The organism is Bacillus sp. NPDC094077, assembly GCF_050279465.1.
Classification (GTDB): domain Bacteria; phylum Bacillota; class Bacilli; order Bacillales; family Bacillaceae_G; genus Bacillus_A.
This window is the reverse complement of the sequence record NZ_JBNNUF010000014.1, coordinates 58,656-81,994: the sequence shown is the minus strand read 5'-3', so window position 1 is coordinate 81,994 and position 23,339 is coordinate 58,656. Positions and strand designations below refer to the sequence as shown.

The 23,339-nt window shown below is 36.3% G+C and carries 19 protein-coding genes, 6 tRNA genes, 2 pseudogenes and 1 riboswitch; of the genes and pseudogenes, 19 read left to right on the top strand and 8 right to left on the bottom strand.

Annotated features, from left to right (window positions below; translation table 11 throughout):
* The first annotated feature begins 14 nt into the window (after positions 1-14).
* The 16 genes and pseudogenes from ACQKNR_RS24480 (at position 15) to ACQKNR_RS24405 (ending at position 12,480) form a co-directional block, all read left to right on the top strand.
* Positions 15-90: transfer RNA gene (locus tag ACQKNR_RS24480), tRNA-Val, on the top strand.
* Between the two features lie 16 nt (positions 91-106).
* Positions 107-190, top strand: a tRNA-Tyr gene (locus tag ACQKNR_RS24475).
* A gap of 65 nt (positions 191-255) precedes the next feature.
* Positions 256-330, top strand: a tRNA-Gln gene (locus ACQKNR_RS24470).
* A 5-nt stretch (positions 331-335) separates the two neighbouring features.
* A tRNA-Lys gene (locus tag ACQKNR_RS24465) sits at positions 336-411 on the top strand.
* Positions 412-416: 5 nt separating this feature from the next.
* A tRNA-Gly gene (locus ACQKNR_RS24460) sits at positions 417-488 on the top strand.
* A 10-nt stretch (positions 489-498) separates the two neighbouring features.
* Positions 499-571, top strand: a tRNA-Ala gene (locus ACQKNR_RS24455).
* Between the two features lie 107 nt (positions 572-678).
* Entirely contained in the window at positions 679-1,824 is a 1,146-nt protein-coding gene (locus tag ACQKNR_RS24450) for a glycerate kinase (protein ID WP_427321418.1), read from the top strand.
* Positions 1,825-2,031: 207 nt separating this feature from the next.
* On the top strand, positions 2,032-2,925 hold the full coding sequence (gene rocF, locus ACQKNR_RS24445; RefSeq protein WP_427321416.1) for an arginase: 894 nt from the start codon (positions 2,032-2,034) through the stop codon (positions 2,923-2,925).
* Positions 2,926-3,172: 247 nt separating this feature from the next.
* A complete protein-coding gene (gene cdaA, locus ACQKNR_RS24440; protein ID WP_427321414.1) occupies positions 3,173-3,994 on the top strand; it encodes a diadenylate cyclase CdaA in 822 nt (273 codons plus the stop codon).
* Complete coding sequence (locus ACQKNR_RS24435) at positions 3,987-5,456, top strand: CdaR family protein (RefSeq protein WP_427321412.1); 1,470 nt, start codon at positions 3,987-3,989, stop codon at positions 5,454-5,456. Before cdaA ends, ACQKNR_RS24435 begins: the two co-directional genes overlap by 8 nt.
* Entirely contained in the window at positions 5,449-6,795 is a 1,347-nt protein-coding gene (gene glmM, locus ACQKNR_RS24430) for a phosphoglucosamine mutase (RefSeq protein WP_427321410.1), read from the top strand. Before ACQKNR_RS24435 ends, glmM begins: the two co-directional genes overlap by 8 nt.
* Before the next feature lie 286 nt (positions 6,796-7,081).
* A pseudogene (locus ACQKNR_RS24425) lies at positions 7,082-7,267 on the top strand (hypothetical protein).
* Between the two features lie 12 nt (positions 7,268-7,279).
* Positions 7,280-9,082 carry a glutamine--fructose-6-phosphate transaminase (isomerizing) gene (gene glmS, locus ACQKNR_RS24420; RefSeq protein ID WP_002175412.1) on the top strand — a complete coding sequence of 601 codons (1,803 nt, stop codon included), beginning with the start codon at positions 7,280-7,282 and terminating at the stop codon, positions 9,080-9,082.
* Between the two features lie 501 nt (positions 9,083-9,583).
* Positions 9,584-9,910: pseudogene (locus ACQKNR_RS24415) on the top strand (TnsA endonuclease N-terminal domain-containing protein); the annotation flags it as partial.
* Complete coding sequence (locus tag ACQKNR_RS24410; protein WP_427321408.1) at positions 9,831-11,804, top strand: prolyl oligopeptidase family serine peptidase; 1,974 nt, start codon at positions 9,831-9,833, stop codon at positions 11,802-11,804. The pseudogene ACQKNR_RS24415 and the gene ACQKNR_RS24410, both read left to right, overlap by 80 nt.
* A 109-nt stretch (positions 11,805-11,913) precedes the next feature.
* A complete protein-coding gene (locus ACQKNR_RS24405) occupies positions 11,914-12,480 on the top strand; it encodes a DUF4256 domain-containing protein (RefSeq protein WP_427321406.1) in 567 nt (188 codons plus the stop codon).
* A gap of 68 nt (positions 12,481-12,548) precedes the next feature.
* Here the strand turns inward: ACQKNR_RS24405 and ACQKNR_RS24400 are convergent, their stop codons facing one another.
* The 4 genes from ACQKNR_RS24400 to ACQKNR_RS24385 form a co-directional block, all read right to left on the bottom strand.
* On the bottom strand, positions 12,549-13,055 hold the full coding sequence (locus ACQKNR_RS24400) for a DoxX family membrane protein (protein ID WP_427321404.1): 507 nt from the start codon (positions 13,053-13,055) through the stop codon (positions 12,549-12,551).
* 256 nt (positions 13,056-13,311) lie between these two features.
* Entirely contained in the window at positions 13,312-14,223 is a 912-nt protein-coding gene (locus ACQKNR_RS24395; protein WP_427321402.1) for a sigma factor regulator N-terminal domain-containing protein, read from the bottom strand.
* Complete coding sequence (locus ACQKNR_RS24390; protein ID WP_427321400.1) at positions 14,223-14,714, bottom strand: RNA polymerase sigma factor; 492 nt, start codon at positions 14,712-14,714, stop codon at positions 14,223-14,225. Before ACQKNR_RS24390 ends, ACQKNR_RS24395 begins: the two co-directional genes overlap by 1 nt.
* A gap of 151 nt (positions 14,715-14,865) precedes the next feature.
* Positions 14,866-16,152, bottom strand: a complete 1,287-nt coding sequence (locus ACQKNR_RS24385; protein ID WP_427321398.1) for a DUF5068 domain-containing protein — start codon at positions 16,150-16,152, stop codon at positions 14,866-14,868.
* A 479-nt stretch (positions 16,153-16,631) separates the two neighbouring features.
* Between ACQKNR_RS24385 and ACQKNR_RS24380 the strand changes: the two genes are divergently transcribed.
* A complete protein-coding gene (locus ACQKNR_RS24380) occupies positions 16,632-17,405 on the top strand; it encodes an SDR family oxidoreductase (protein ID WP_427321396.1) in 774 nt (257 codons plus the stop codon).
* A gap of 37 nt (positions 17,406-17,442) precedes the next feature.
* Here ACQKNR_RS24380 and ACQKNR_RS24375 read toward each other — a convergent pair whose 3' ends face one another.
* The 4 genes from ACQKNR_RS24375 to ACQKNR_RS24360 form a co-directional block, all read right to left on the bottom strand.
* Positions 17,443-18,111: a methionine ABC transporter permease gene (locus ACQKNR_RS24375; RefSeq protein ID WP_427321394.1), complete on the bottom strand. Its 669-nt coding sequence runs from the start codon at positions 18,109-18,111 to the stop codon at positions 17,443-17,445.
* Complete coding sequence (locus tag ACQKNR_RS24370) at positions 18,086-19,126, bottom strand: methionine ABC transporter ATP-binding protein (protein WP_427321392.1); 1,041 nt, start codon at positions 19,124-19,126, stop codon at positions 18,086-18,088. The genes ACQKNR_RS24375 and ACQKNR_RS24370 overlap by 26 nt, the downstream gene beginning before the upstream one ends.
* A gap of 12 nt (positions 19,127-19,138) precedes the next feature.
* Entirely contained in the window at positions 19,139-19,951 is an 813-nt protein-coding gene (locus tag ACQKNR_RS24365; protein ID WP_427321390.1) for a MetQ/NlpA family ABC transporter substrate-binding protein, read from the bottom strand.
* Positions 19,952-20,035: 84 nt separating this feature from the next.
* Positions 20,036-20,150: riboswitch (SAM riboswitch) on the bottom strand.
* A gap of 80 nt (positions 20,151-20,230) precedes the next feature.
* A complete protein-coding gene (locus ACQKNR_RS24360; RefSeq protein ID WP_427321388.1) occupies positions 20,231-21,139 on the bottom strand; it encodes an NAD(P)-dependent alcohol dehydrogenase in 909 nt (302 codons plus the stop codon).
* 200 nt (positions 21,140-21,339) lie between these two features.
* Here ACQKNR_RS24360 and ACQKNR_RS24355 point away from each other — a divergent pair, with 200 nt between their 5' ends.
* Both ACQKNR_RS24355 and ACQKNR_RS24350 read left to right on the top strand, forming a co-directional pair.
* On the top strand, positions 21,340-22,776 hold the full coding sequence (locus ACQKNR_RS24355) for an FAD-binding protein (protein ID WP_427321386.1): 1,437 nt from the start codon (positions 21,340-21,342) through the stop codon (positions 22,774-22,776).
* Entirely contained in the window at positions 22,773-23,306 is a 534-nt protein-coding gene (locus ACQKNR_RS24350) for an MFS transporter (protein ID WP_427321384.1), read from the top strand. The genes ACQKNR_RS24355 and ACQKNR_RS24350 overlap by 4 nt, the downstream gene beginning before the upstream one ends.
* The last annotated feature ends 33 nt before the right edge of the window (positions 23,307-23,339 follow it).

The following is a 23,339-nucleotide window of genomic DNA, read 5'->3' as shown; positions in this document are numbered from 1 at the left end:
GGGTCACCACTTTTGGAGGATTAGCTCAGCTGGGAGAGCACCTGCCTTACAAGCAGGGGGTCGGCGGTTCGATCCCGTCATCCTCCACCATATATTTTAAAATGTCGGAGGGGTAGCGAAGTGGCTAAACGCGGCGGACTGTAAATCCGCTCCTTCGGGTTCGGCAGTTCGAATCTGCCCCCCTCCACCATTTTCTTTAAAATAACCTGAGAGGGTTTATTTTTTTGAAAAGATAACCATACTAGTAAATATTAATGGGCTATAGCCAAGCGGTAAGGCAACGGACTTTGACTCCGTCATGCGCTGGTTCGAATCCAGCTAGCCCAGCCATTTACGAGCCATTAGCTCAGTTGGTAGAGCATCTGACTTTTAATCAGAGGGTCGAAGGTTCGAGTCCTTCATGGCTCACCATTTTCGCGGAAGTAGTTCAGTGGTAGAATACAACCTTGCCAAGGTTGGGGTCGCGGGTTCGAATCCCGTCTTCCGCTTAATTACTAAGGGGCCTTAGCTCAGCTGGGAGAGCGCCTGCCTTGCACGCAGGAGGTCAGCGGTTCGATCCCGCTAGGCTCCATACGAATAAAAAAGCTTACATCATTTGATGTAAGCTTTTTTTGTATGTAATTGTACTGATAAAGATTAAAATAAAAGAGAAAGAGTGTAAAGGGGGAGAAGTTAAGCATGAAAGTGGTTATTGCGTCGGATTCATATAAAGAAAGTTTACGAGCAATAGAAGTATGTGAGGCGATTGAGAAAGGGTTTTTAAAAGTTTTTCCTAAAGGAGAGTACATTAAAGTACCGATTGGAGATGGAGGAGAGGGAACTGCCGAATCTCTTGTTGATGCGACTGATGGAGAGATGATCCGACTAAGTGTAACAGGACCGCTTGGCAAGCCCATACAGGCTTTTTACGGCATATCTAATGATAAGAGGACAGCATTTATTGAAATGGCAGCAGCGTCGGGTTTACAGCACGTTCCAATGGAAAAGAGGAACCCACTTGTTACAACAACAAGAGGAACGGGAGAACTTATATTACATGCGCTTAATAAAGGGGTTCAGCATATTATCTTAGGGCTTGGTGGAAGTGCAACGAATGATGGTGGAACAGGTATGTTGTCAGCTTTAGGGGTAAGATTTATAAATGAAAAAGGTGAAGTAATAGATCCCTCTGGAGGAACATTACATTCGATTACTTCTATTGATTTTTCTCGGCTGGATTTACGTTTAAAGGACATAAAGTTAGAAGCGGCTTGTGATGTAGATAATCCGCTAATTGGTGTAAAGGGAGCATCTTTTGTATTTGGAGAGCAAAAAGGTGCTGATGAGTTAATGATGAGAGAGTTAGATAACAATTTACAACATTATGCTAAAATACTAAAGCAATTTCTACATATAGATGTAGCCGAGCTTCCAGGTGCAGGTGCTGCTGGTGGAATGGGAGCAGCTGTTGTTGCAGTTTTACGAGGAGAATTACGTAAAGGGATTGAAATTGTATTAGATTATATAAACTTTGATGAGCATATAGTGGGGGCGGATCTTGTTGTGACAGGTGAAGGAAAGATAGATGAACAAACAGCTTATGGAAAGGCTCCTGTTGGTGTTGCGGAACGTGCGAAAAGGCATCATATCCCTGTAATTGCGATTGGTGGTTCTGTATTGCCGAATTATACGGTAGTTTATGAAAGAGGAATTGATGCGGTGTTTAGTACTGTAACGACGCCAATGACATTAGAAGAAGCTTATAAAGCAGCAAGAGAGAATATCGAAATGACAGCGAAAAATATTGCGTCGGTGTGGAAAATAGCATCGAAAAAACGCTTCTAAATGTAGAGGCGTTTTTTTATTGTTAGCTCATAGTGGTACCAGTTGTTTCATTAAGTGAATTTTATACATGGAATAGTCTTAAGATTTGGATTTTAACGCAGATATTAGTGAATAAATTGTATATCCATGCAGAAAAATGTCGAGTTGAGTCAGACTATATAAAAGATTTAAAATATTTAGTGAAGGCATAAAAGGGGGATACTATCTATGAAAAAAGAAATCTCAGTTATTGGAGTTCCAATGGATTTAGGACAGATGCGTCGTGGGGTTGATATGGGACCGAGCGCGATCCGTTATGCAGGGGTAATTGAAAGAATTGAAGGAATTGGATATGACGTTAAAGATATGGGAGATATATGTATAGAAAGAGAAAAAGAAGTAGATGAAAATACAAAATTAAGAAACCTTACACAAGTTGCGACTGTATGTAACGAATTGGCAAGTAAGGTGGATCATATTATAGAAGAAGGTCGTTTCCCACTTGTATTAGGTGGTGACCATAGTATTGCTATTGGTACACTAGCTGGTGTGGCGAAACATTATAAAAATTTAGGTGTTATTTGGTATGATGCACATGGTGATTTGAATACAGAAGAAACTTCACCATCTGGAAATATTCACGGAATGTCACTTGCAGCAAGTTTAGGTTATGGACATCCTTCACTTGTAGATTTATATGGGGCATACCCAAAGGTGAAAAAAGAGAACGTTGTAATTATCGGTGCACGTGCATTAGATGAAGGAGAAAAGGACTTTATTCGTAATGAGGGTATTAAAGTATTCTCAATGCATGAAATTGATCGTATGGGTATGACTGCTGTTATGGAAGAAACAATTGCGTATTTATCTCATACTGATGGTGTTCACTTATCATTGGATTTAGATGGTCTTGATCCTCATGATGCACCAGGAGTGGGAACGCCTGTAATTGGTGGGCTATCTTATCGTGAAAGTCATTTAGCGATGGAAATGTTAGCGGAAGCTGATATTGTTACATCTGCTGAGTTTGTTGAAGTAAATACGATATTAGATGAGAGAAATAGAACGGCAACAACAGCGGTTGCTTTAATGGGTTCTTTATTCGGTGAAAAACTAAAATAAATGTAAGAAAAGCAACTGAGAAGTTGCTTTTTTTATTTGAAAATAGGCGTATAATAATGATTTATACTATACTATACGATAAGAATGTTTGACATCTTACCAATTTAAGCTACAGGGGGTGTTTGTAATTGTTGTTTGTTTCAAGTATGGTATAATTAACTAGTTGTTGGAAATACATACAGATAGAGCATAAAACAATATTTCAATATATGGATAGAATTGCTCGTAAGTAGGAGGAAGGGTTAGCATGCCTTTTGAAGATACGACCATTTTGAAATATCTTAGTACGGCATTAGATATTGCCGTTGTATGGTTTATTATATATAAGCTAATTCTTATAATCCGAGGGACGAAAGCTGTTCAACTTTTAAAAGGGATTACAGTTATTATTGTTGTTCGGATGATCAGTATTTTCCTTGAATTGCATACGCTATATTGGCTAACTGAACAAGTATTAACGTGGGGATTTTTAGCCGTTATTATTATCTTTCAGCCAGAATTGAGAAGAGCACTTGAGCAGCTAGGACGCGGGAGTTTATTTTCGCGTGCTGGAACTCATGAGGATGCTGAACCTGAAATGGTTGCAACAGCGATAGCAAAAGCAACAGAATATATGGGGAAACGTAGAATTGGTGCGTTAATTACTTTGTCAAAAGAGACCGGGATGGGTGATTACGTAGAAACAGGGATTCCGTTAAATGCAAATGTATCATCGGAATTACTCATTAATATTTTCATTCCAAATACGCCTCTTCATGACGGAGCAGTAATTATGCAAGGAAGTACGATTAAAGCAGCAGCATGTTATCTTCCATTATCAGAAAGCCCGTTTATTTCTAAGGAATTAGGAACTAGGCATCGTGCTGCAATGGGAGTTAGTGAAGTCACTGATAGTATTACAGTAGTTGTGTCGGAAGAAACGGGGCAAATTTCTTTAACGAAAAACGGTAAATTGCACCGTGATCTGAAGGCAGAACAGCTGAAGGATATGTTGTTAGCAGAGTTTAGTGGGAACGAAAAAACAACTTCTTCGTCTTTATGGAATTGGAGGAGGAAGCGTCATGGATAAGTTAATGGAGAATCATTGGTTTTTAAAAGGAATCTCATTACTATTGGCGTGTATGCTTTTTATGTCAGCAGCTTTAACTGAAAAAAATACGACATCGGGCATATTACCTTTCGTAAATGAAGCGAAAGAAACGTTAACTAATTATGCTATTAACCTTAAGTATGATGAAGATAAATATATTGTAAGTGGTATTCCATCAGAGGGCGTTAAGGTGAAACTAGAGGGTCCAAAAGCATCAGTTGCTGCAACGAAAGCAAAAAAACAATTTGATATACCAGTTGACTTACAAGGTCGTCCAGAAGGAACTTATGTGGTTTCTTTAAAAACGAATGGGCTTCCAGATGATGTGAAAGGAACAGTTCAGCCATCAACAATTAAAGTCACTCTTCATGAAAAAGCGAAAAAATATGTTCATGTAGATCTGAAATTATCAAATGAAGATCAGATGCCAGAAGGTGCTACTCTTGAGAAATCGAGTATTAAGCCGGATACTGTTGAAGTAGTTGGGACGAAAGAAGAAATAGAAAGTATTTCTTCTGCTAAGGCATATATCGATTTAAAAGGTGTTAATAAAACTGTTACAAAAACAGCAGAAGTTACATTATACAATAAAGAAGGAAAACGTTTAAATGTAAGAACAAATCCATCTAAAATTAATGTAACATTGAATGTAGCGACGCAAGCTACAGCAAACAACACCGAAAAAACTGTTCCTGTAACATATACGAAAAAGGGAAGTTTGCCAGAAGGATTGGCTGTTACAAATATCGGTATTGAGCCGAGAGAAGTAACGATAGCTGGTCCAAAAGATATCTTGGATAATATACAATCTATAGAGGGGGTCGAAGTAGATCTTAGTCAATTGACGGAGTCTACAGCATTCGATACCTCTGTTTTATTGCCAAAGGGTGTAACAAGCGCAAAGCCGAATCAAGTGAAGGTTTCCGTAGGGATACAGAAAGTAAAACAAACGAAAACAAGAACGATTGATGGTATCACGATTCAAAAAAGTGGAGTTCCAAACGATGTTACTGTCCAGTTACTTTCACCGCAGGATGGAAAAATAAGTGTTGATATTTCGGGAGAAGAAAGTGTAGTAGATAAAATAACCGCTGCTCAAATAACAGCGGTAATTAATTTACAAAATGCATCTTCAGGGACAAAAGATATTTCTATTCAAGTGAGTGGACCTGGTAGTATTTCGATAGCACCAAAACAAAAAAGTGCTAAAGTTACAATTGTGAAGAAAGAAAATCCAGATAAAGAAGTACAGGGTAACGGTCAACAACCGGATTCAAACAACAATCAAGAAAATCAAACTGAGAAACCAAAAAATCCTGAACCTGATCCAGAAAAGGAGCAGGAAAAAGAAAAAGAAAAAGATAAAGATAAAGAAACTAGTCAAGAACCAACAGTAGATAATCAAAAAGAGCAAGAAAAAGGAGCGAATCATAATGGGTAAGTATTTTGGTACAGATGGAGTACGCGGAGTTGCAAACAAGGAGTTAACACCTGAGTTAGCTTTCAAAATCGGACGTTTTGGTGGTTATGTATTAACAAAAGATACAGATCGTCCAAAGGTAATTATCGGTCGTGATACACGTGTATCTGGCCATATGTTAGAAGGAGCTTTAGTAGCAGGTCTGTTATCAACTGGAGCAGAAGTAATGCGTCTTGGTGTTATTTCTACACCAGGTGTTGCCTATTTAACAAAAGCGTTAGGCGCACAAGCAGGTGTTATGATTTCTGCATCTCATAATCCGGTACAAGATAACGGAATCAAGTTCTTCGGTTCAGACGGCTTTAAATTAACAGATGAGCAAGAAGCAGAAATCGAAGCTTTATTAGACAAAGAAGTGGATGAGCTACCACGTCCGACAGGTACTAACCTTGGACAAGTGAGCGATTACTTTGAAGGTGGACAAAAATATTTACAATATATTAAACAAACTGTAGAGGAAGATTTCTCTGGTCTACATATCGCTTTAGATTGTGCACACGGTGCTACGTCTTCGTTAGCTCCATACTTATTTGCAGATTTAGAAGCTGACATTTCAACAATGGGAACTTCACCGAACGGTATGAACATTAACGATGGAGTAGGTTCTACGCATCCAGAAGGTTTAGCTAAATTAGTGAAAGAAAAAGGCGCTGACATCGGACTTGCTTTTGATGGTGACGGAGACCGTTTAATCGCAGTAGACGAAAAAGGAAACATCGTTGATGGCGATCAAATTATGTTCATTTGTGCGAAGTACATGAAAGAAACTGGTCAATTGAAACATAATACAGTTGTTTCAACAGTTATGAGTAACTTAGGTTTCTATAAAGAACTTGAAGCAAATGGTATTACAAGTGATAAAACAGCAGTTGGTGACCGCTACGTAATGGAAGAAATGAAGCGTGGTGGATATAACCTGGGCGGAGAACAATCAGGTCACATTATCTTACTTGATTACATTACAACTGGTGATGGAATGTTAAGTGCACTTCAACTTGTAAACATCATGAAAATGACGAAAAAACCATTATCTGAGCTTGCGGGTGAGATGACGAAATTCCCACAATTACTAGTAAATGTTCGTGTAACAGATAAAAAACTAGCATTAGAAAATGAAAAAATTAAAGAGATTATTCGTGTTGTAGAGGAAGAAATGAACGGCGATGGTCGTATTCTTGTTCGTCCATCTGGAACAGAGCCACTTATTCGTGTAATGGCAGAAGCACCAACACAAGAAGTTTGTGACGCTTATGTACACCGTATTGTAGAAGTTGTGAAAGCTGAAGTTGGCGCTGAATAATTAGCTGAATTTGTTTTAAAAGGAGCACAAGAAGTGCTCCTTTTTCATATGTTTTATAGACAATGAAAAAAATTTCATTGACGGTTTATATTGTTTGTTATAAGATGGTCTTGTTCTTTTTCTCAAAGTAAATATTGTAAATTATAAAAGCGCCAGAACTACAAGTAGTGTAGTTGACGAGGTGGAGTTTATCGAGATTTCGGCGGATGACTCCCGGTTGTTCATCACAACCGTAAGCTTTTACTTAAAACATTAAGGTGACTTAGTGGACAAAGGTGAAAGTGTGGTGAGAGAAAAGGAACGGATGAAAACTAGCTGTATAAGTGTATACGGACTTAAACCCAATTGAGAGGAAGGTGAAAGCCGTTACAAGCTTACAGGGCTAGCAATATGTAATCCGTTTTTTTAATATAAATAAAATGGTATCGGACTATGTCGTTACATGTTCGCAAAGCAGTGTAAGCATTTGTAACGGCGACTAAACATGTGTGGAATCGTAGGATTTATTGGAGAGCAAGATGCAAAGGAAATTTTATTAAAAGGTTTAGAAAAACTAGAATATCGTGGATATGATTCAGCAGGTATTGCAGTACAAGCAGAGAACGGTGTTGTTGTATACAAAGAAAAAGGCCGTATTGCAAAACTTCGCGAAATCGTAGATGAGAACGTAGCAGCAAGTGTGGGAATCGGTCATACACGCTGGGCTACACACGGTGTTCCAAGCAAAGTAAACGCGCATCCGCATCAAAGTACATCAAAGCGCTTTACACTAGTTCATAACGGTGTAATTGAAAACTATGAGTTAGTGAAAAAGGAATATTTACAAGATGTAACGTTCGTAAGTGAGACAGATACAGAAGTTATCGTACAGCTTATGGAACAACAAGTAAGCACAGGACTAAGTGTAGAAGACGCGTTCCGTAACACGTTATCTCTTTTACATGGTTCTTACGCAATCGGACTACTTGATGCTGAAAATCCAAACATGATTTATGTTGCTAAAAACAAAAGCCCGCTATTAGTAGGTGTTGGTGACAACTTTAATGTTGTGGCGAGCGACGCTATGGCGATGTTACAAGTTACAGATCAATTTATTGAGTTAATGGATAAAGAAATCGTAATCGTAACGAAAGAAAGCATTACAATTAAAAACTTACAAGGTGAAACGATTGAACGTGCACCGTATACAGCGGAATTAGATGCAAGTGATATTGAAAAAGGAACGTATCCTCATTTCATGCTAAAAGAAATCGATGAGCAACCACTTGTAATCCGTAATATTATTCAAAAATACCAAGGTGAAAATGGCGAGATTGAACTGGATGCAGATATCCGTAATGCAATTTTAGATAGCGATCGTATTTATATCATTGCATGCGGAACAAGTTATCATGCAGGTCTTGTTGGAAAGCAATTCATTGAGAAATTTGCGAAAGTACCAGTTGAAGTACACGTAGCAAGTGAATTCTCTTACAACATGCCATTATTAACAGAAAGACCATTCTTCATTTATATCTCACAAAGTGGTGAAACAGCAGATAGCCGTGCAGTACTTGTGCAAACAAATGAAATGGGTCATAAAGCATTAACAATTACAAATGTACCTGGTTCTACGCTTTCTCGTGAAGCTGATTATACACTTCCATTATACGCAGGACCAGAAATCGCAGTTGCATCGACGAAAGCATACACAGCTCAGCTTGCAGTACTTTCAATCTTAGCGGCTGACATTGCAAAAGCAAAAGGTGAAGTTCTTGAGTTCGATTTAACACATGAATTAGGACTTGTAGCAAATGCAATGGTAGTACTTTGTGATCAAAAAGAAGAAATGGACGCATTAGCAAAACAATTTTTAGCAACAACGCGTAACTGCTTCTTCATCGGACGTAGTGTAGACTTCTTCGTAGGTTTAGAAGGTGCGTTAAAACTAAAAGAAATCTCTTACATCCAAGCAGAAGGATTTGCTGGAGGAGAATTAAAACACGGTACAATCGCCTTAATCGAAAACGGTACACCAGTTATCGCTCTTGCTACACAAGAGCACGTGAACCTCGGAATTCGCGGTAACGTGAAAGAAGTAGTAGCGCGTGGAGCTAACCCATGTATTATCTCAATGAAAGGCTTAGAAATGGAAGGTGACAGCTTTGTATTACCAGCTGTACACGAAGCGCTAGCGCCGCTAGTAGCAGTTATTCCATTACAACTTATTTCATACTACGCAGCACTTCACCGCGAGTGTGACGTTGATAAGCCACGTAACTTAGCTAAATCTGTTACGGTTGAGTAGGAGATTGGTAGAGTAACTAGTTTATGTAGATTTAAAATAGAATTGCGAAGCTTCATCCCTTTGGATATTTTTATCTAAAGGGGTGTTTTTGTGTCGAAAAGAAAAAGAACATTTAAAATCGATAAGTGGATTAAAGAGGGACGAGGAACTGGTAGTGGGGCAGATTATCAGCCTTGGCTTAAAATTTAAGCTGTTTCTTCATTAGGGCGGTCAACAAGATAAAATGTATAAAAACCGGCAGGCAATAGAAGCTTTATCCCGCACTAATGGGCAGTAAGACTACCACCTCAAAAGTCAGCAAGTGTTAGGAAGGTAGTTGAGAAATCAACTGCCCGTAAAAGCCCGATTGGTTTAACTAATAATAAGTGAGGGATGGAAAGAGCCCCCACTTATTAAAGTTTCACTTTACTGGATTTGGAACGGAAGTACTTTTGTTTATCTGAATTTTCTGGTATCGTTTTAGGTATTAGTGAGTAATTTCCTTTATTATCACAAGAAGAGACGATTGTTATTGCTGAAGAGCTTGGGATTAAACACCTAGCTGATTCAAAAACAGGCGATTTAATTGTTATGACAACGGACTTTTTATTAACAGTTGATAAAGGACAAGGTGTATTTGAAGTCACTCATACTATCAAAATGAAAGATAAGCTGTTAGAAGAACCTATATTGGAGAAGTTTGAAATTGAACGGGAATATTGGAAGCATGGGCGCATTAATGGACTAGATATTAAGAGGGGGTTTATTAATGAAAGTGAAAGAAAAAACTTATTTAAGTATAGAAGAGATTATTTCATTACAAACCTTATCAAGTACAAACATAAGTGATGATGGAAAAAATGTAGCATTTGTCAAAAAGATAGCTAACTGGAAAGAAAATACATATAGGGATTATGTATGGATATATGAAAACGATAAGGGACAGAGTTATCCATTAACAACTGGGGAAATAGATAGTACATACCCATTATGGTCGCCAGATTCTAGGAATATCGCATATCTTAGCTCAGTTGGTGACGGGGATAATAAGAAAAATCAGATCTTTGTTAAGTCAATAGATGGTTATGGCGTGGTTCAAATTACTGATGAAAAAGAAGGGGTCAGTAATTTCAAATGGGATTCTACTGGGGAAGGATTTTATTATGTTGCACAGTCAAAAGAATGTGAGGTGATAAAGAAACGTAAAGAACTATATGGAGATTTCCACCATATAGGTAAGGAAGACCAAAATAATTGTTTATATTACATTGAAATAGAAAAAGCGATACAAAGTGATAAATATGAACACGAAAATAGCATTGTTTATCAACTAACTGATGGGAAGGATTTTCATATCCATGAATTTGATATTTCACATGATGGGAAAAAGGTTGTATTCATGGCTACACCAAGCCCAAATATGGGAGAGTATATAAATGGAGATCTATACATATTAGATATTAAAGCTGGAGAGTTACAAAGGCTGAATATAGATAAGTTGTTAGGAGGTAGCGTTTGTTTTTCTCCTGAAGGCAACAAAGTATGTTATTCAGCAAGCATAAGGGAGAAAGATTACTATAAGACCCATATACAAGACAGTACATTAGAGATATATGATATTCATAATGGAGAGCTAATTCACCCTTTAACAGATTTTGATAGTACGGTTATGCCATTACAGTGGACAGCTAAAGGAATTTTAATTAGATGGCAGAATAAAACGAATTATCTTATTGGATTGCTATCTGAGGATGGCACTGTGGAAATATTAAGCGAAAAAGTAGATAGCTTTATAATGGATGCTTCTATAACAAGGGATGGAAATCATATATCCTATAATAAGGCTATAACAAACGAAACCTTTGAAATCTATTTAGACGATAAAAAAATAACGAATGAAAATAGCTTTTTCAAAGGAAAGCTTAAAAGTAACAGGGAAATAATCTCATGGCAAAGTAGTGATGGTCTTGAAATAGAGGGTGTTTTATCAACCCCAGTAGAGTTTGATGCAAATAAAAAATATCCCTTATTAGTGGTAACCCATGGTGGTCCGGCTTGGGCATCCTTTCCGATATTTTCAGACTGTTTTAATGAGAAATATCCTATTGAACAGTTTATCGAAAAAGGCTTTATAGTTTTAGAACCAAACTACAGGGGAAGTTCTGGTTATGGTAATGAATTCTTAAAAGCAAACTATAGAAAACAGGGAATTGCTGACTACGATGATGTTATATCCGGAGTGGATAAACTAGTTGAAGAAGGGATTGTAGATAAAAATAGAGTAGGGGTTATGGGATGGAGCAACGGGGGATATATATCAGCCTTCTGTTCTACATTTAGTAGTAGATTTAAAGCTATTTCAGTGGGCGGTGGAATTACTAACTGGAGTACCCATTATGTGAATACAGATATACCTTACTTTATTAGAATGTATTTAGGAGATACTCCATGGAATGATCCAGGGATATATACGAAAACATCACCAATGACGTATATTAAATCAGCCTGTACTCCTACCCTAATCCAACATGGTGAAAAGGATGCAAGAATCCCAACTACAAATGCATATGAGCTATATAAAGGACTAAGAGATATGGAAGTTGATACAGAATTAATTATATTTAAAGGAATGGCATATAGTTCTGACCAGCCAGGAATTCATTTGGCTATTATGAAGCAGAATTTGATGTGGTTTTCACACTATATTCTTGGAGAAAGTATGGAGGGTTTTAGGACTTTATAATGGATATTTGTACAGGATACATAAGGTTGAAACAGTCTTCATATTGAGACGATTTATTATAAAATATATACTTAAACTACTATCAGTAAACACAACAAGGAGGACTAATATGACAGAGAATAAAATGGAGTTATCAATAGAACAGCGTGAAGAATTACTTGGAGCATTGAAAGCACGCTTCGAGAAAAATATGAACCGCCATGAAGGTCTTGAATGGGCTAAAGTCGAAGCGAAGTTGACTGCTAATACTGAAAAGTTATGGTCACTTAACGAAATGGAAGTAACTGGTGGTGAACCGGATGTTGTTGGTTATGATGAAGAGAAGGACGAGTATACTTTCTATGATTGTTCAAAGGAGAGTCCTAAAGGCCGCAGGAGCCTTTGTTATGATCGTGAAGCGCTAGAATCAAGAAAAAAACATAAACCAGAAAATGCTGCTATTGATGTGGCAACTGCTATGGGTATTGAACTATTAACTGAAGAACAATATCGAGAGTTACAACAACTTGGGAATTTTGACATGAAATCATCAAGTTGGGTACAAACACCGTCAGATATTAGAGAGCTCGGTGGTGCTCTTTTTTGCGATTATCGCTTCGGACACGTTTTCGTGTACCACAATGGAGCAGATTCCTATTATGCTGCCAGAGGTTTTCGTGGTTCGTTAAAGATTTAAGTTTTATGTAAATAAAAAGAGCCTGCATTTAGGCTCTTTTTTATTTATATTTTAAAGATGAACTGTTACTATGTAGTTTTACTTAACTTATATGTTTCGTAGTTATTTTTACGGAAAAGTTTTGGGAAAACATAACCGTCTAATCCAATACGTCCAGCATTATGTCCTGCAATTAAAATGAACATAGTTAAAATAAGCATGTTTGGGTTTACACTAACAGTTCCGCTTAATAAGAATGAAAGATTCATTATGATTCCGAAAAATGCAGCTGTTTTTGTTAATCCACCTAAAATTAAACCTAAGCCTACTAAAATTTCTCCCCATTGCACTAAAAAGCTAAATAAGTCTGCATGTGGAAGAACAAAGTTTTGAAGAAAATCTGCCCACCATCCTTGTACTGCAGGGTGATCACCTGATGCTTGAGCGATAGCACCTTTTAGAAAACCGCTGGCATCAAAAGATTGTCCTAAAACTTTTCCTATTCCAGCAGTAATCCAAGAATATCCTATGTAAAGTCGTAAAAGTAATAATATGAAAGTAGCACGTTTATCAGTTCTTAAAAAATTGATAACCATTGAAATCCCTCCAATATTTTATTTACATGTTTATTATATATCAATTGTGAAAAGATTCACAATTGATATAATGTGAACAAATTTATAATTTTTCATTTGTAAAATTGTACATAAAGTATTGTGAAATTTATTTTTGGGAAGGCGAACAATAAATGAGGGATGGGAGCTCTCCATTAAAATAGATGGCTCCCATAGTGAACTGATTAATGTATGTTCTTTTCATTATCTACTATTAGTTTATCTTGTCGTTTCCTTATTATTTCTCTGGTTTTATATAAGGAACTACTTGTGCAGTAACCCCTACAGAAGCACCGCGAATAAAGTCTTGGTTTTCTAATGCCTTAAAGTTTTCTGTTTTGCCAGTTAGCATGACCCCTAAAATTTTTACTTGATCAAATGGTTTGTTTTTGTTTGATTTTAAAAACTTTTGAATGTCTTCGTCATGTCCATCGTCATCGTATTGTTTAAGTGAATCGATAAACTCTTTGTACGCTTTTTCAGGGGACTTTTCTGGGTTGAATCCGTAAACTGGCATGCCAGCAGGACCTCTGCTTTCATCGCTAATAGGTGAGGCCATATATAGCCATACGATATTTAAGTTATCTGGTATTTTTGTTTGAATTTCTTTTAATGTATAAGGTTGATTGAAAGAGATAGCAACCTCCGCCACATAGTTTTCTATTGTTGAAACTGCACTTAATTCATTTTTGACTCCATCATGATATTCCTTGATAGCTGGATTATAAAATTTAGCAACTTTATTTTTCGTTTGTTTATCGTAATTATAAGACTCTGTACTAGACCAATAAGATCCTGGTATTAACTCATTGTAATCGATGTTAGAGCGAAACCAATCGTAAGAGCTTGTCAGTGTATTCCATCGTACTAAGTAACCGTTAATGTTTTTAGAACGGTTAGATACGATATTGCCACCAAACATAGAAGAATTACTCGTAACTTGGGAATCAATATGGACATTCGGTTCTGCAATTGCGTTATGTAAAAAGAGCCGTTCGTGAAGCTTCGTAGAACTTTTCGCTGCAAAGTAATTGCCAACCGTATAAATTATAGGGATAAGTATGATTACAACGATAATAGAAGTAGTGATGATTTTAAGTAACTGTTTCCTCTTAGCTTTTTTTAACGCATCTTTTAAAGAAGTATCCATTAAGTTTTTCCTCCTACTGTAGAATGAATTGTTTTACGTGCGCGATGTAATTTTTGTTTGACGCTATTTACTTGAATATCTAGTATTAGAGCAATTTCTTCATATGAAAAACCATAATAATATTTTAAAAAGAAGGCCTCTTTATATTCTAGTTTTATATCTTTTAATAGATAGAAAATCTCATCTTTATTTAAAACAGCATCTAATTCTCGGTCTGTATATTGTAGATTTGAATACATCTCTTCAGTTAAATAGATGTTTTGCTGCTCTTTTTTTCTCTTCAAGTCAATGTATTCGTTTAGAGAGACTCTAAAAAACCATGGACGTATGTTACTCTCGGTCAAGTCATCCAGCAATGTGTATACTTTATAGAAAGTATTTTGGATGATGTCTTCTGCATCTTCTTTTATAGCCCCTTTCGCTAGTAATAGCTTGAACACTTCCTCTCCTAAACTGATAAGATAGGAGGTCAATATACTTTCTTTTCCCATCATTTTTCCTCCCTACACTTATACAACGGATAGGTAATGGTAAATGTATACACATAAATAAAAAATTTGTGTTAAGACTTGTTTTTATAAAAATAGAAAGGGCATATAACAATCATATGTTATATGCCTTTTCTATTATATATTTAGTAATTTATTTAGGTAATGTAAATTTAGCTTTTTTACCTTGTGAAATATCTTTTGCTTCTTTATTTCTCATAGGTCCTAGCTCAATCTCAAAGCTTTTGTCTTTCCAAATCTTTTCATATTGCTCTTGATCTAAAATATATACTTGCAGTAGCTCTCCAGATGTTCCGGTTTTGACTGAAGCGTTATAATCGTAATTTAGTAGCATGCCTTCGCTAATCGTATATTGTGTACCATCATTAACTCTCAATGTAGAGCTGATAGGAGATAGTGCAACGTCTTGTGTATCTTTGTTATCGAGTTTGAATTTTACTGTTAATAGAACAATACCGTTTTTGAAATTTGCAAATCGTGGAGCCTCGACGGAATTTGGCGTGAATTGAGCAAATTGGTATCCATCTAATGTAACTTTAACAGCGCCTAATTCTTGGCTGTTATTAATGCTTGATTTCTCCTTTACCATTTTTTTATCGCCCATGTTATTAGCAGTAGCTTTATCTTGGTAGAAAGTTTTATCTGTTGCAACCTTTTCAGCGCCTTGTTTATTTAAACTCAATGAAAAGCTTCCAGGGCTTCCGATTGGGGCATCAAATTTCCCTTTATTAGCTTGTGCAGTTGGGACTGTGACTGAGACTGTTGAGAGACTTGAAATTTTCGCTAAATCATCTTTTCCAAATGGGTAAGCGATATAACCAGAAATGGTTTCCCCTGCTTTTACTAAATAATCATTCGTTGGAGCAAGCTTAGTTGGTAGCTGATCTTCTTTTGGAATTAAATCTTTATAGTTACTATATACTTTCTGAGCGCCAGTAAATGACATGTCCAATGCTGGCATATAATAAATATCTTTAGCTGAACTATTTTTTACGCTATAGTTCACAAGAATAACTCCGCCCTCTGTTTGACGGTTAAATGGAATGTTAAAGTCCGTATGGAATCCGTTTAATTCAACTAATGTATAACTATTCAGCGATACTGAAACATCTTCAGCTTTATAGACTTGTGGGTCCTTATTTTCAAAAAGAACTTTTGTTTTACCACCTGTTTCTTTTTCCATATAGGAAATAAGTTTGGAATAATCGCTTGAGCTGGTAGTTGTATCTTCAGTTTTTTTATCTTCGGATTTTTTTTCTTCAGGTTTATTTTCTTTCGGTGCATCCGTTTTTTCTGTTTTACTTTCTTTGGTTGTATTTTCTTTTTGTTCTTTATTTGTCGTATCGCTTTGACCGCAGCTAGTTAGTAGAAAGACCGCTACGATTACTGTAGAAAATAAAGAAGTTATTCTTTTTGACATTTTTCTTCCCCCTATTTGTTTAAAACTAAACTCTCACATTAGCCCCATGTTTTATTATAAGAAAACAAACCATTATTTACCAGTATTTTTCTGATTATTTTCATTATTTTAATATTTAAATTTAATGGTAATAAGAGAAATTTATTAGTGGATATTGGTGTTTGTTTTTTGTAAGGGTGCAAAAATATTTTATTATTTAAAACGTTGCGTCAGATTGCTATGATAGAAATAGAGATATATCAAAAGGGGGCAAAGACTAGATATGTGGATGAACTTGTAATGATTAGCAATTGGATAGATTATTTTTTCTCTCATACATGAGGGTTTATTTAGCTATCTGTAAATCATTCAAGGACTGCATATTTGGCGTGGTCATTCCTTCGGTAAGGATAGATGCCATTATGTATCTATCTTTTTTTGTGGGGAAATTTATATCTCCCATATAAAATGTGCGTCCTTTAAACTTGGAGGAGTATATTATGAATCAATTAAAAAATAAAGTAGCTGTTGTTACAGGTGTAAGTCGTCTAGATGGTATAGGAGCAGCTATTTGTAAAGAGTTAGCTGAAGCTGGATACGATATATTTTTTACGTATTGGACAGAGTATGATAAAGAGATGCCTTGGGGCGTTGAGAAAAATGAACAAATACAATTAACAGAAGAGTTAATACAAAACGGTGTTAAAGTATCGAGTATAGAGTTGGATTTAACTCAGAATGATGCACCAAAGCAGCTTATAAATAAAGCTACTGAACAATTAGGATACCCTGATATATTAATTAACAATGCAGCTTACTCTACTAATAATGATTTTTCTAATTTAACTGTTGAAGAGTTGGATAAGCATTATATGGTAAACGTCCGTGCAACTACATTACTCAGTAGTCAGTTTGCGCGAGGATTTCAGAAGACGTCTGGGGGTAGAATTGTTAATATTACTTCGGGGCAATTTAAGGGACCTATGGCAGGAGAACTAGCGTATGCAACAACGAAGGGAGCTATTGACGCTCTTACTAGTACGTTATCAGCAGAAGTGGCCCACCTAGGAATAACAGTGAATGCAATTAACCCAGGTCCAACTAATACAGGATGGATGAATGAAGAGATACAGCAAGGATTAAAGCCAATGTTTCCTTCTGGTAGAATTGGTGAGCCAAAGGATGCAGCAAGACTAATTAAGTTTTTGGTAAGTGAAGAAGCAGAGTGGATTACTGGACAAGTTATTCATTCAGAAGGTGGATTTAAAAGATAAAAAGAAGGTATCTCATTTCGGTGAGATACCTTCTTTTTTAATCTTTCTTTAATCTCCGTGCAACACCATTCCCTAAAGACTGTAATCCTTGAACGAGGATAATCAAAATAAAGACGGTTGCATACATTACTTCAGGTTCATAGCGTAAATGTCCGAAGCGATATGCCAAGTCCCCTAGCCCACCAGCGCCTACAAGACCAGCCATTGCTGTTGCGCCAATTAAGCCAATTGTTGCGATTGTTAATCCGAGTACAAGAGATGGGCGTGCTTCTTTAACCATGACGTGCCAAATGATTTTTATAGTAGAGACTCCCATTGCTTGGTAAGCTTCAATAACACCACGATCCACTTCTAGTAAAGCTGTCTCCATTAAACGTGCGATATAAGGGGCTGTGAAGACAACAAGTGGTACGATAACACCTTGCACGCCAATGGATGTTCCCATTAGAAACTTTGTAAAAGGTAAAATGAAGAATAATAGAATGATAAATGGAAGAGAGCGAATGATATTAATAACTGTATTAAGAATAGGATAGATGATTTTATTTTCTCGCTGTCCACCAGGTCTTGTTAAAACAAGCGTGACACCAAGTGGTAATGCGATAAGGATAGAGATGAGTAATGAAATAGATGTCATTTGAAATGTTTGAATTGTTGCTTCCCATATTACTTTACCCCATTCATCCAAAAAGGACTTGTTTTCCATAATCTGTTCTACCTCCTTCTACGATGATCCCTTGCTCTTGTAAAAATGATAAAGCACGGTTTACTTCATTTTTTTCACCTTGCATATGAACGACCAGTTTCCCATATGCCTCATATTTTAACTGCGTAATATTACCGGATAAAATATGAGGATATACTTGGAAACGTTTTGTAGCGACAGCTAGTGCTGGTTCTCCTGAAGAATTTCCTATAAAAGAAAGTGTTACAATTTCACCAGTAGTTTGTAATTCTTTTTGTACTTCTTCTGGAATTTTCGCTGCAAATGCGCTATTTACAAATTTCTTCGTTGTTACATGTTGTGGATTTGTGAAAATATCTTTCACAGTCCCGCTTTCGACTATAGATCCATGCTCCATAACGGCAACTCGGTCACAAATACGCTGGATGACATTCATTTCATGTGTAATGAGTAAAATCGTGATTCCAATTTCCTCATTGATTTTTAATAACAAATCAAGGATAGAATCGGTTGTTTCTGGATCTAATGCGCTCGTTGCTTCATCACTTAATAAAACCTCGGGTTCATGTGATAGTGCACGAGCAATCGCAACACGCTGTTTCTGGCCGCCAGAAAGTTCGCTCGGATAAGCATCTTTTCGATTGAAAAGATTGACAATGCGTAAATACTTTTCTACTCTATTTTCAATTTCCGCTTTTGGAATGCCAGCAAGGCGTAACGGTAATGCGATATTTTCATAAACGGTAACAGTTTTAAGTAAATTGAATCCTTGAAAAATCATTCCGATTTTTTGTCTCGCTTTTGCTAGTTCTTTTGTCGACAAAGTTGTTAAGTCTTGATTGTTTACAATGATATTTCCTGTCGTTGGTTTTTCTAATAAATTTACACAGCGGATTAATGTACTTTTACCAGCGCCACTATATCCGATGATTCCAAATACTTCGCCCTTTGCCACTTTAAGAGAAGTTGATTTAAGAGCTTCGACATTCCCCTTTTTTGTTGAAAATACTTTGGAAATATTTTTTAATTCAATCATTATAGTCAGCTCCTACCAAGACGGTAAAACAGAACCATCAAATTTTTTCTCAATGAAATCTTTTACTTCTTTAGATTGATAAGCTTTCTTTAATTTATTTACGACAGCATCATCTTTATTTTCAGTACGAACAACGACCCAGTTCACATATGGTGAATCTTTTCCCTCGCGGAAAATAGAATCTTTCGCTGGACTTAATTTTGCACCTAATGCAAAGTTTGTATTAATTGCCGCTGCTTTCACTTCACTTAGCTGTGTTGGTAATTGAGATGCCTCTAATTCAACAATCTTTAAATTTTTTTGGTTTTCAATTACATCTTTCGCAGTCGCTTTTTCTGTAGCCTTTGGATCAACTTTTAAAACCCCTGCTTTTTCAAATAACTTTAAAGCTCGAAGTTCATTTGTCGGATCATTTGGTACAGCAATTGCGTCGCCCTCTTTTAATTCTTTTATATCTTTTAAGCTTTTAGAATATACGCCCATAGGGAATGTTACTGTTGAAAATACTTCAGTTAATTTCATGTTGCGTTCGGCTTTAAATACATCTAAATATGATTTCGTTTGATAGCTATTTACATCAAGGCTTTTTTCATCTAACGAAACGTTTGGTGCTACGTAATCATTAAATACTTTTATATCAATTTCGAGACCATCTTTTGCCGCAACTTCTTTAACCTTTTCAAAAATTTGTTCATGTGGTCCACCTGTTACACCGACAGTAATTTTTTTCTCATCTAATGTTTTTACCTCTTTATCTGAATTTGCGCTACATGCGCCTAATAATAGTACTGCTCCACTTACAATGCTCAATAATACTTTCTTCATCTATAATTCCCCCTTAATATACGTTCCAGAATAAAAAGCACCTCTCAAAATAAGAGAGGTGCCGAATATACGAAATAGGTTCCTCTCTTATCTTCCAAAACGAAAACTCGTTTTGCAGGAATTAGCACCTTAGCTTATACGTTATAAGCTCGGTTGCCGGGCATCATCGGGCCAGTCCCTCCGCCACTCTTGATAAGAGTATGTATATGTAGTTTTTAAATATGGTACTAATAGTAAATCTTACAAAAGGAATTGTCAACGTTATTTTCTGAATATATTTTATTTTAAGGTAATCGAAACGTTGCCTTTCTTATGGCCCATTTCTACATACGTATGAGCTTCTGCAACTTCTTCTAATCGGTAAGTTCTATCAATAATAGGTTTTAGCTTTTCTGTTTCAGCTAGTTGTTTGAGTAGGTTCATATCGTCTTTACTGACTTTTGCCATCGTTCCATTAACAGATACATATTTTCCATTAGGCATTAATGCACTTGTACAAAGAGACTTATTATATTTTCCGACTGCATCAAATATAATATCGTAGCGCTCGCCTCGTTCAGTAAAATCCTCTTTCGTATAATCAATTGCGTTATCAGCCCCTAAAGATTTTACTAAATCAAAATTTGAATTACTACAAACAGCTGTAACAGTCGCGCCGAAATGTTTAGCAAGTTGCACAGCAGCTGTCCCTACTGACCCAGAGGCACCGTATATAAGTACTTTTTGCCCTTTCCTTATATGTCCTTTTCTTAGAAAGTGTAATGCTGAAGTTCCACCAAAAGGAATAGTAGCAGCTTCTTCGTATGTTAAATTGTTTGGTTTTAAGGTAATTAGCCCACTTTCATGTACACATGTATATTCAGCATAAGCACCAGCATGGAGTCCAGTTAATGCAAAGACAGAATCTCCTTTTTTAAATTGAGTTACATCCGATCCAATGTTCTCAACCTCTCCAGCTAATTCTACGCCAAGTATAGGGTTTCTCGGTTTTCTAAAACCTAATACAATTCGCATAGGAATCCAAAATAAAAGTGGACTAGTAAAGCTTCGCATTCTACAATCTCCAGTTGTTACACTTGTTGCATGAATCTTAACTAATACTTCATTCTTTTTAGGATCAGGTTTCTTTACGTCTTGAAGTTTGAGAACGTTAGGTGGCCCGTATTTTGTGCAAATAATTGCTTTCATAGCGACCTCCTGAATTAAGTTGTTTTTCTCTATATCATATTTAAATGCTTTTTAAATCATGCTTATAGTTTCACTTCATAATAAGTAAAAGAAAGGTAGTTCTTTTTTACAGTGTAGTATTTTCCTTTTAAGAAAGTAGTTACAATAAAAATAAAGAGAAGTACTAGTGAGGTTAGAATTTCAAACGAGGAGAGTGCCATTTGAAAAAAAGAAAGATAGCAGTTGTAATTGTAGCGTATACAGCGTTGCTCACGACATCTATACATACATATAAAGAGCAATTGGATCATCCTATTATGAGCGATGTAGGGAAGTTGCTTCCAACAAAGATTAAACGTGTGGAAAATGCTGAGGATGAGAGTTCATTAAAAAAGCTGGTGCAAGATGCAAATGTTTCTGGAGAGAAGATTTCCATTGCAGGTATGCAACACAGCCAAGGCGGGCAGACGTATTATCCGAACGGCACGATGCTTGATATGAAAGGATATAATAAAATATTAGAATTTGATCCAGAGAAGAAGCGGATTACAGTCCAAAGCGGTGTCACGTGGAATGATATTCAGAAGAAAATTAATCCATACGGTCTTGCAGTTCAAGTTATGCAATCGCAAAATATTTTTACAGTCGGTGGTTCATTAAGCGTAAACGTACATGGACGTGATATTCGTCATGAAGCATTGATTGATACGGTCGAATCATTTCGACTATTAATGGCAGATGGTACTGTACGTAATGTAAGCAGGGAAGAGAATAAGGAGTTATTCCCATATGTCATTGGTGGTTACGGATTATTTGGTGTCATTTTAGATGTGACCCTAAAGTTAACGGATGATGAATTATATGAAATGCACACGAGAATGATAGATTATAAAGAATACGCGTCTTATTTCAAAGAGAAAGTGAAAAAAGATGAAAATGTTCGTATGCATTTAGCTCGTATTTCTGTTGCTCCAAACTCATTTTTAAAAGAGATGTATGTAACGGATTATACATTGGCACAAAATCAAAATATGAGGGAAGAGTACAGTAAATTAAAAGAAGAAAATATTATAGCTGCACCAAAATTTTTGCTTGGATTATCGCGTTATAGTGATTGGGGGAAGAATGCATTTTGGGATATACAAAGAAGTTATTTTGAACGTACAGATGGTAAGTACGAAACTCGAAATAATGTAATGAGATCTGATAGTGCTTTTATGGAATATGATAATCCGAACTTGACCGAAGTTTTACAAGAGTATTTTGTACCAATAGATAGTTTTGCAGGGTATATAGATGATTTACGAAGTGTTTTAAATGAAGAGGAATTAAACCTTCTTAACATTACAATCCGCTACGTAGAAAAGAATGAGAATGCGGTGCTATCTTATGCGAAAGATGATATGTTTGCGCTTGTACTTCTAATTAATCAAGGGCGCTCTGAAGAGGAAATAAAGAAAACAAAAGTGGTCATTCAGAAGATGATTAATGTTACTTTAGAGCATAATGGGAGCTATTATTTACCTTACTATTCTTATCCAGCAAAGGAACAGCTAAAGAAAGCATATCCTCGCATGGATGAATTTCTTCAGAAAAAGAAAGAGGTAGACCCGGAGGAAAGATTTGTGAATTTATTTTATAAGGAGTATAGCAAATGACATATAGAAGATTTGTAGCTTCACAAAGCATTATTATGATGGCCGGTAGTATGGTATTTCCCTTTTATATATTATTGCTTCGGAATGTTGGAAATAGTTTCTCGCAGTTTGGCTGGGCATACGGCTTATTTGCTTTAACTTCAGCTCTAGTATATCCATTAGTTGGGAGAATTTCTGATAGAGTGGGTGATAGAAAGCTATTAATTGTATACGCTTGGTCCATGGCTATATTAATGCTTTGTTTTCCTATCGCAACAGAAGTTTGGCATGTATATATTCTTCAAATTGTAATGGGAGTTTTAGGTGCTGTACAGCGTAATACTGAGAAAACGTCGTTAGCGCGAAAGGTTGCGCATAAGGAAGCTGGTTATGAAATTGGAAAGTACCATGTATGGACATCGATTGGTGGTGCAGTAGCTGTTATCGCAACAGGTTACTTAGTGGATTTCTTAACGATTGGTACGATTTTTTATATTGCCTCAGTGTTGTATATGGTAAGTGGATTTGTGTTAAGTAGTAAAAAAATATAATCATTCCCATTTCTACCTGATTCCCCTTTATTT

Coding starts and splice junctions, on each gene's coding strand:
- ACQKNR_RS24450 (WP_427321418.1), top strand. CDS start 679: ATGAAAGTGGTTATTGCGTCGGATTCATATAAAGAAAGTTTACGAGCA.
- rocF (WP_427321416.1), top strand. CDS start 2,032: ATGAAAAAAGAAATCTCAGTTATTGGAGTTCCAATGGATTTAGGACAG.
- cdaA (WP_427321414.1), top strand. CDS start 3,173: ATGCCTTTTGAAGATACGACCATTTTGAAATATCTTAGTACGGCATTA.
- ACQKNR_RS24435 (WP_427321412.1), top strand. CDS start 3,987: ATGGATAAGTTAATGGAGAATCATTGGTTTTTAAAAGGAATCTCATTA.
- glmM (WP_427321410.1), top strand. CDS start 5,449: ATGGGTAAGTATTTTGGTACAGATGGAGTACGCGGAGTTGCAAACAAG.
- glmS (WP_002175412.1), top strand. CDS start 7,280: ATGTGTGGAATCGTAGGATTTATTGGAGAGCAAGATGCAAAGGAAATT.
- ACQKNR_RS24410 (WP_427321408.1), top strand. CDS start 9,831: ATGAAAGTGAAAGAAAAAACTTATTTAAGTATAGAAGAGATTATTTCA.
- ACQKNR_RS24405 (WP_427321406.1), top strand. CDS start 11,914: ATGACAGAGAATAAAATGGAGTTATCAATAGAACAGCGTGAAGAATTA.
- ACQKNR_RS24400 (WP_427321404.1), bottom strand. CDS start 13,055: ATGGTTATCAATTTTTTAAGAACTGATAAACGTGCTACTTTCATATTA.
- ACQKNR_RS24395 (WP_427321402.1), bottom strand. CDS start 14,223: ATGGATACTTCTTTAAAAGATGCGTTAAAAAAAGCTAAGAGGAAACAG.
- ACQKNR_RS24390 (WP_427321400.1), bottom strand. CDS start 14,714: ATGGGAAAAGAAAGTATATTGACCTCCTATCTTATCAGTTTAGGAGAG.
- ACQKNR_RS24385 (WP_427321398.1), bottom strand. CDS start 16,152: ATGTCAAAAAGAATAACTTCTTTATTTTCTACAGTAATCGTAGCGGTC.
- ACQKNR_RS24380 (WP_427321396.1), top strand. CDS start 16,632: ATGAATCAATTAAAAAATAAAGTAGCTGTTGTTACAGGTGTAAGTCGT.
- ACQKNR_RS24375 (WP_427321394.1), bottom strand. CDS start 18,111: ATGGAAAACAAGTCCTTTTTGGATGAATGGGGTAAAGTAATATGGGAA.
- ACQKNR_RS24370 (WP_427321392.1), bottom strand. CDS start 19,126: ATGATTGAATTAAAAAATATTTCCAAAGTATTTTCAACAAAAAAGGGG.
- ACQKNR_RS24365 (WP_427321390.1), bottom strand. CDS start 19,951: ATGAAGAAAGTATTATTGAGCATTGTAAGTGGAGCAGTACTATTATTA.
- ACQKNR_RS24360 (WP_427321388.1), bottom strand. CDS start 21,139: ATGAAAGCAATTATTTGCACAAAATACGGGCCACCTAACGTTCTCAAA.
- ACQKNR_RS24350 (WP_427321384.1), top strand. CDS start 22,773: ATGACATATAGAAGATTTGTAGCTTCACAAAGCATTATTATGATGGCC.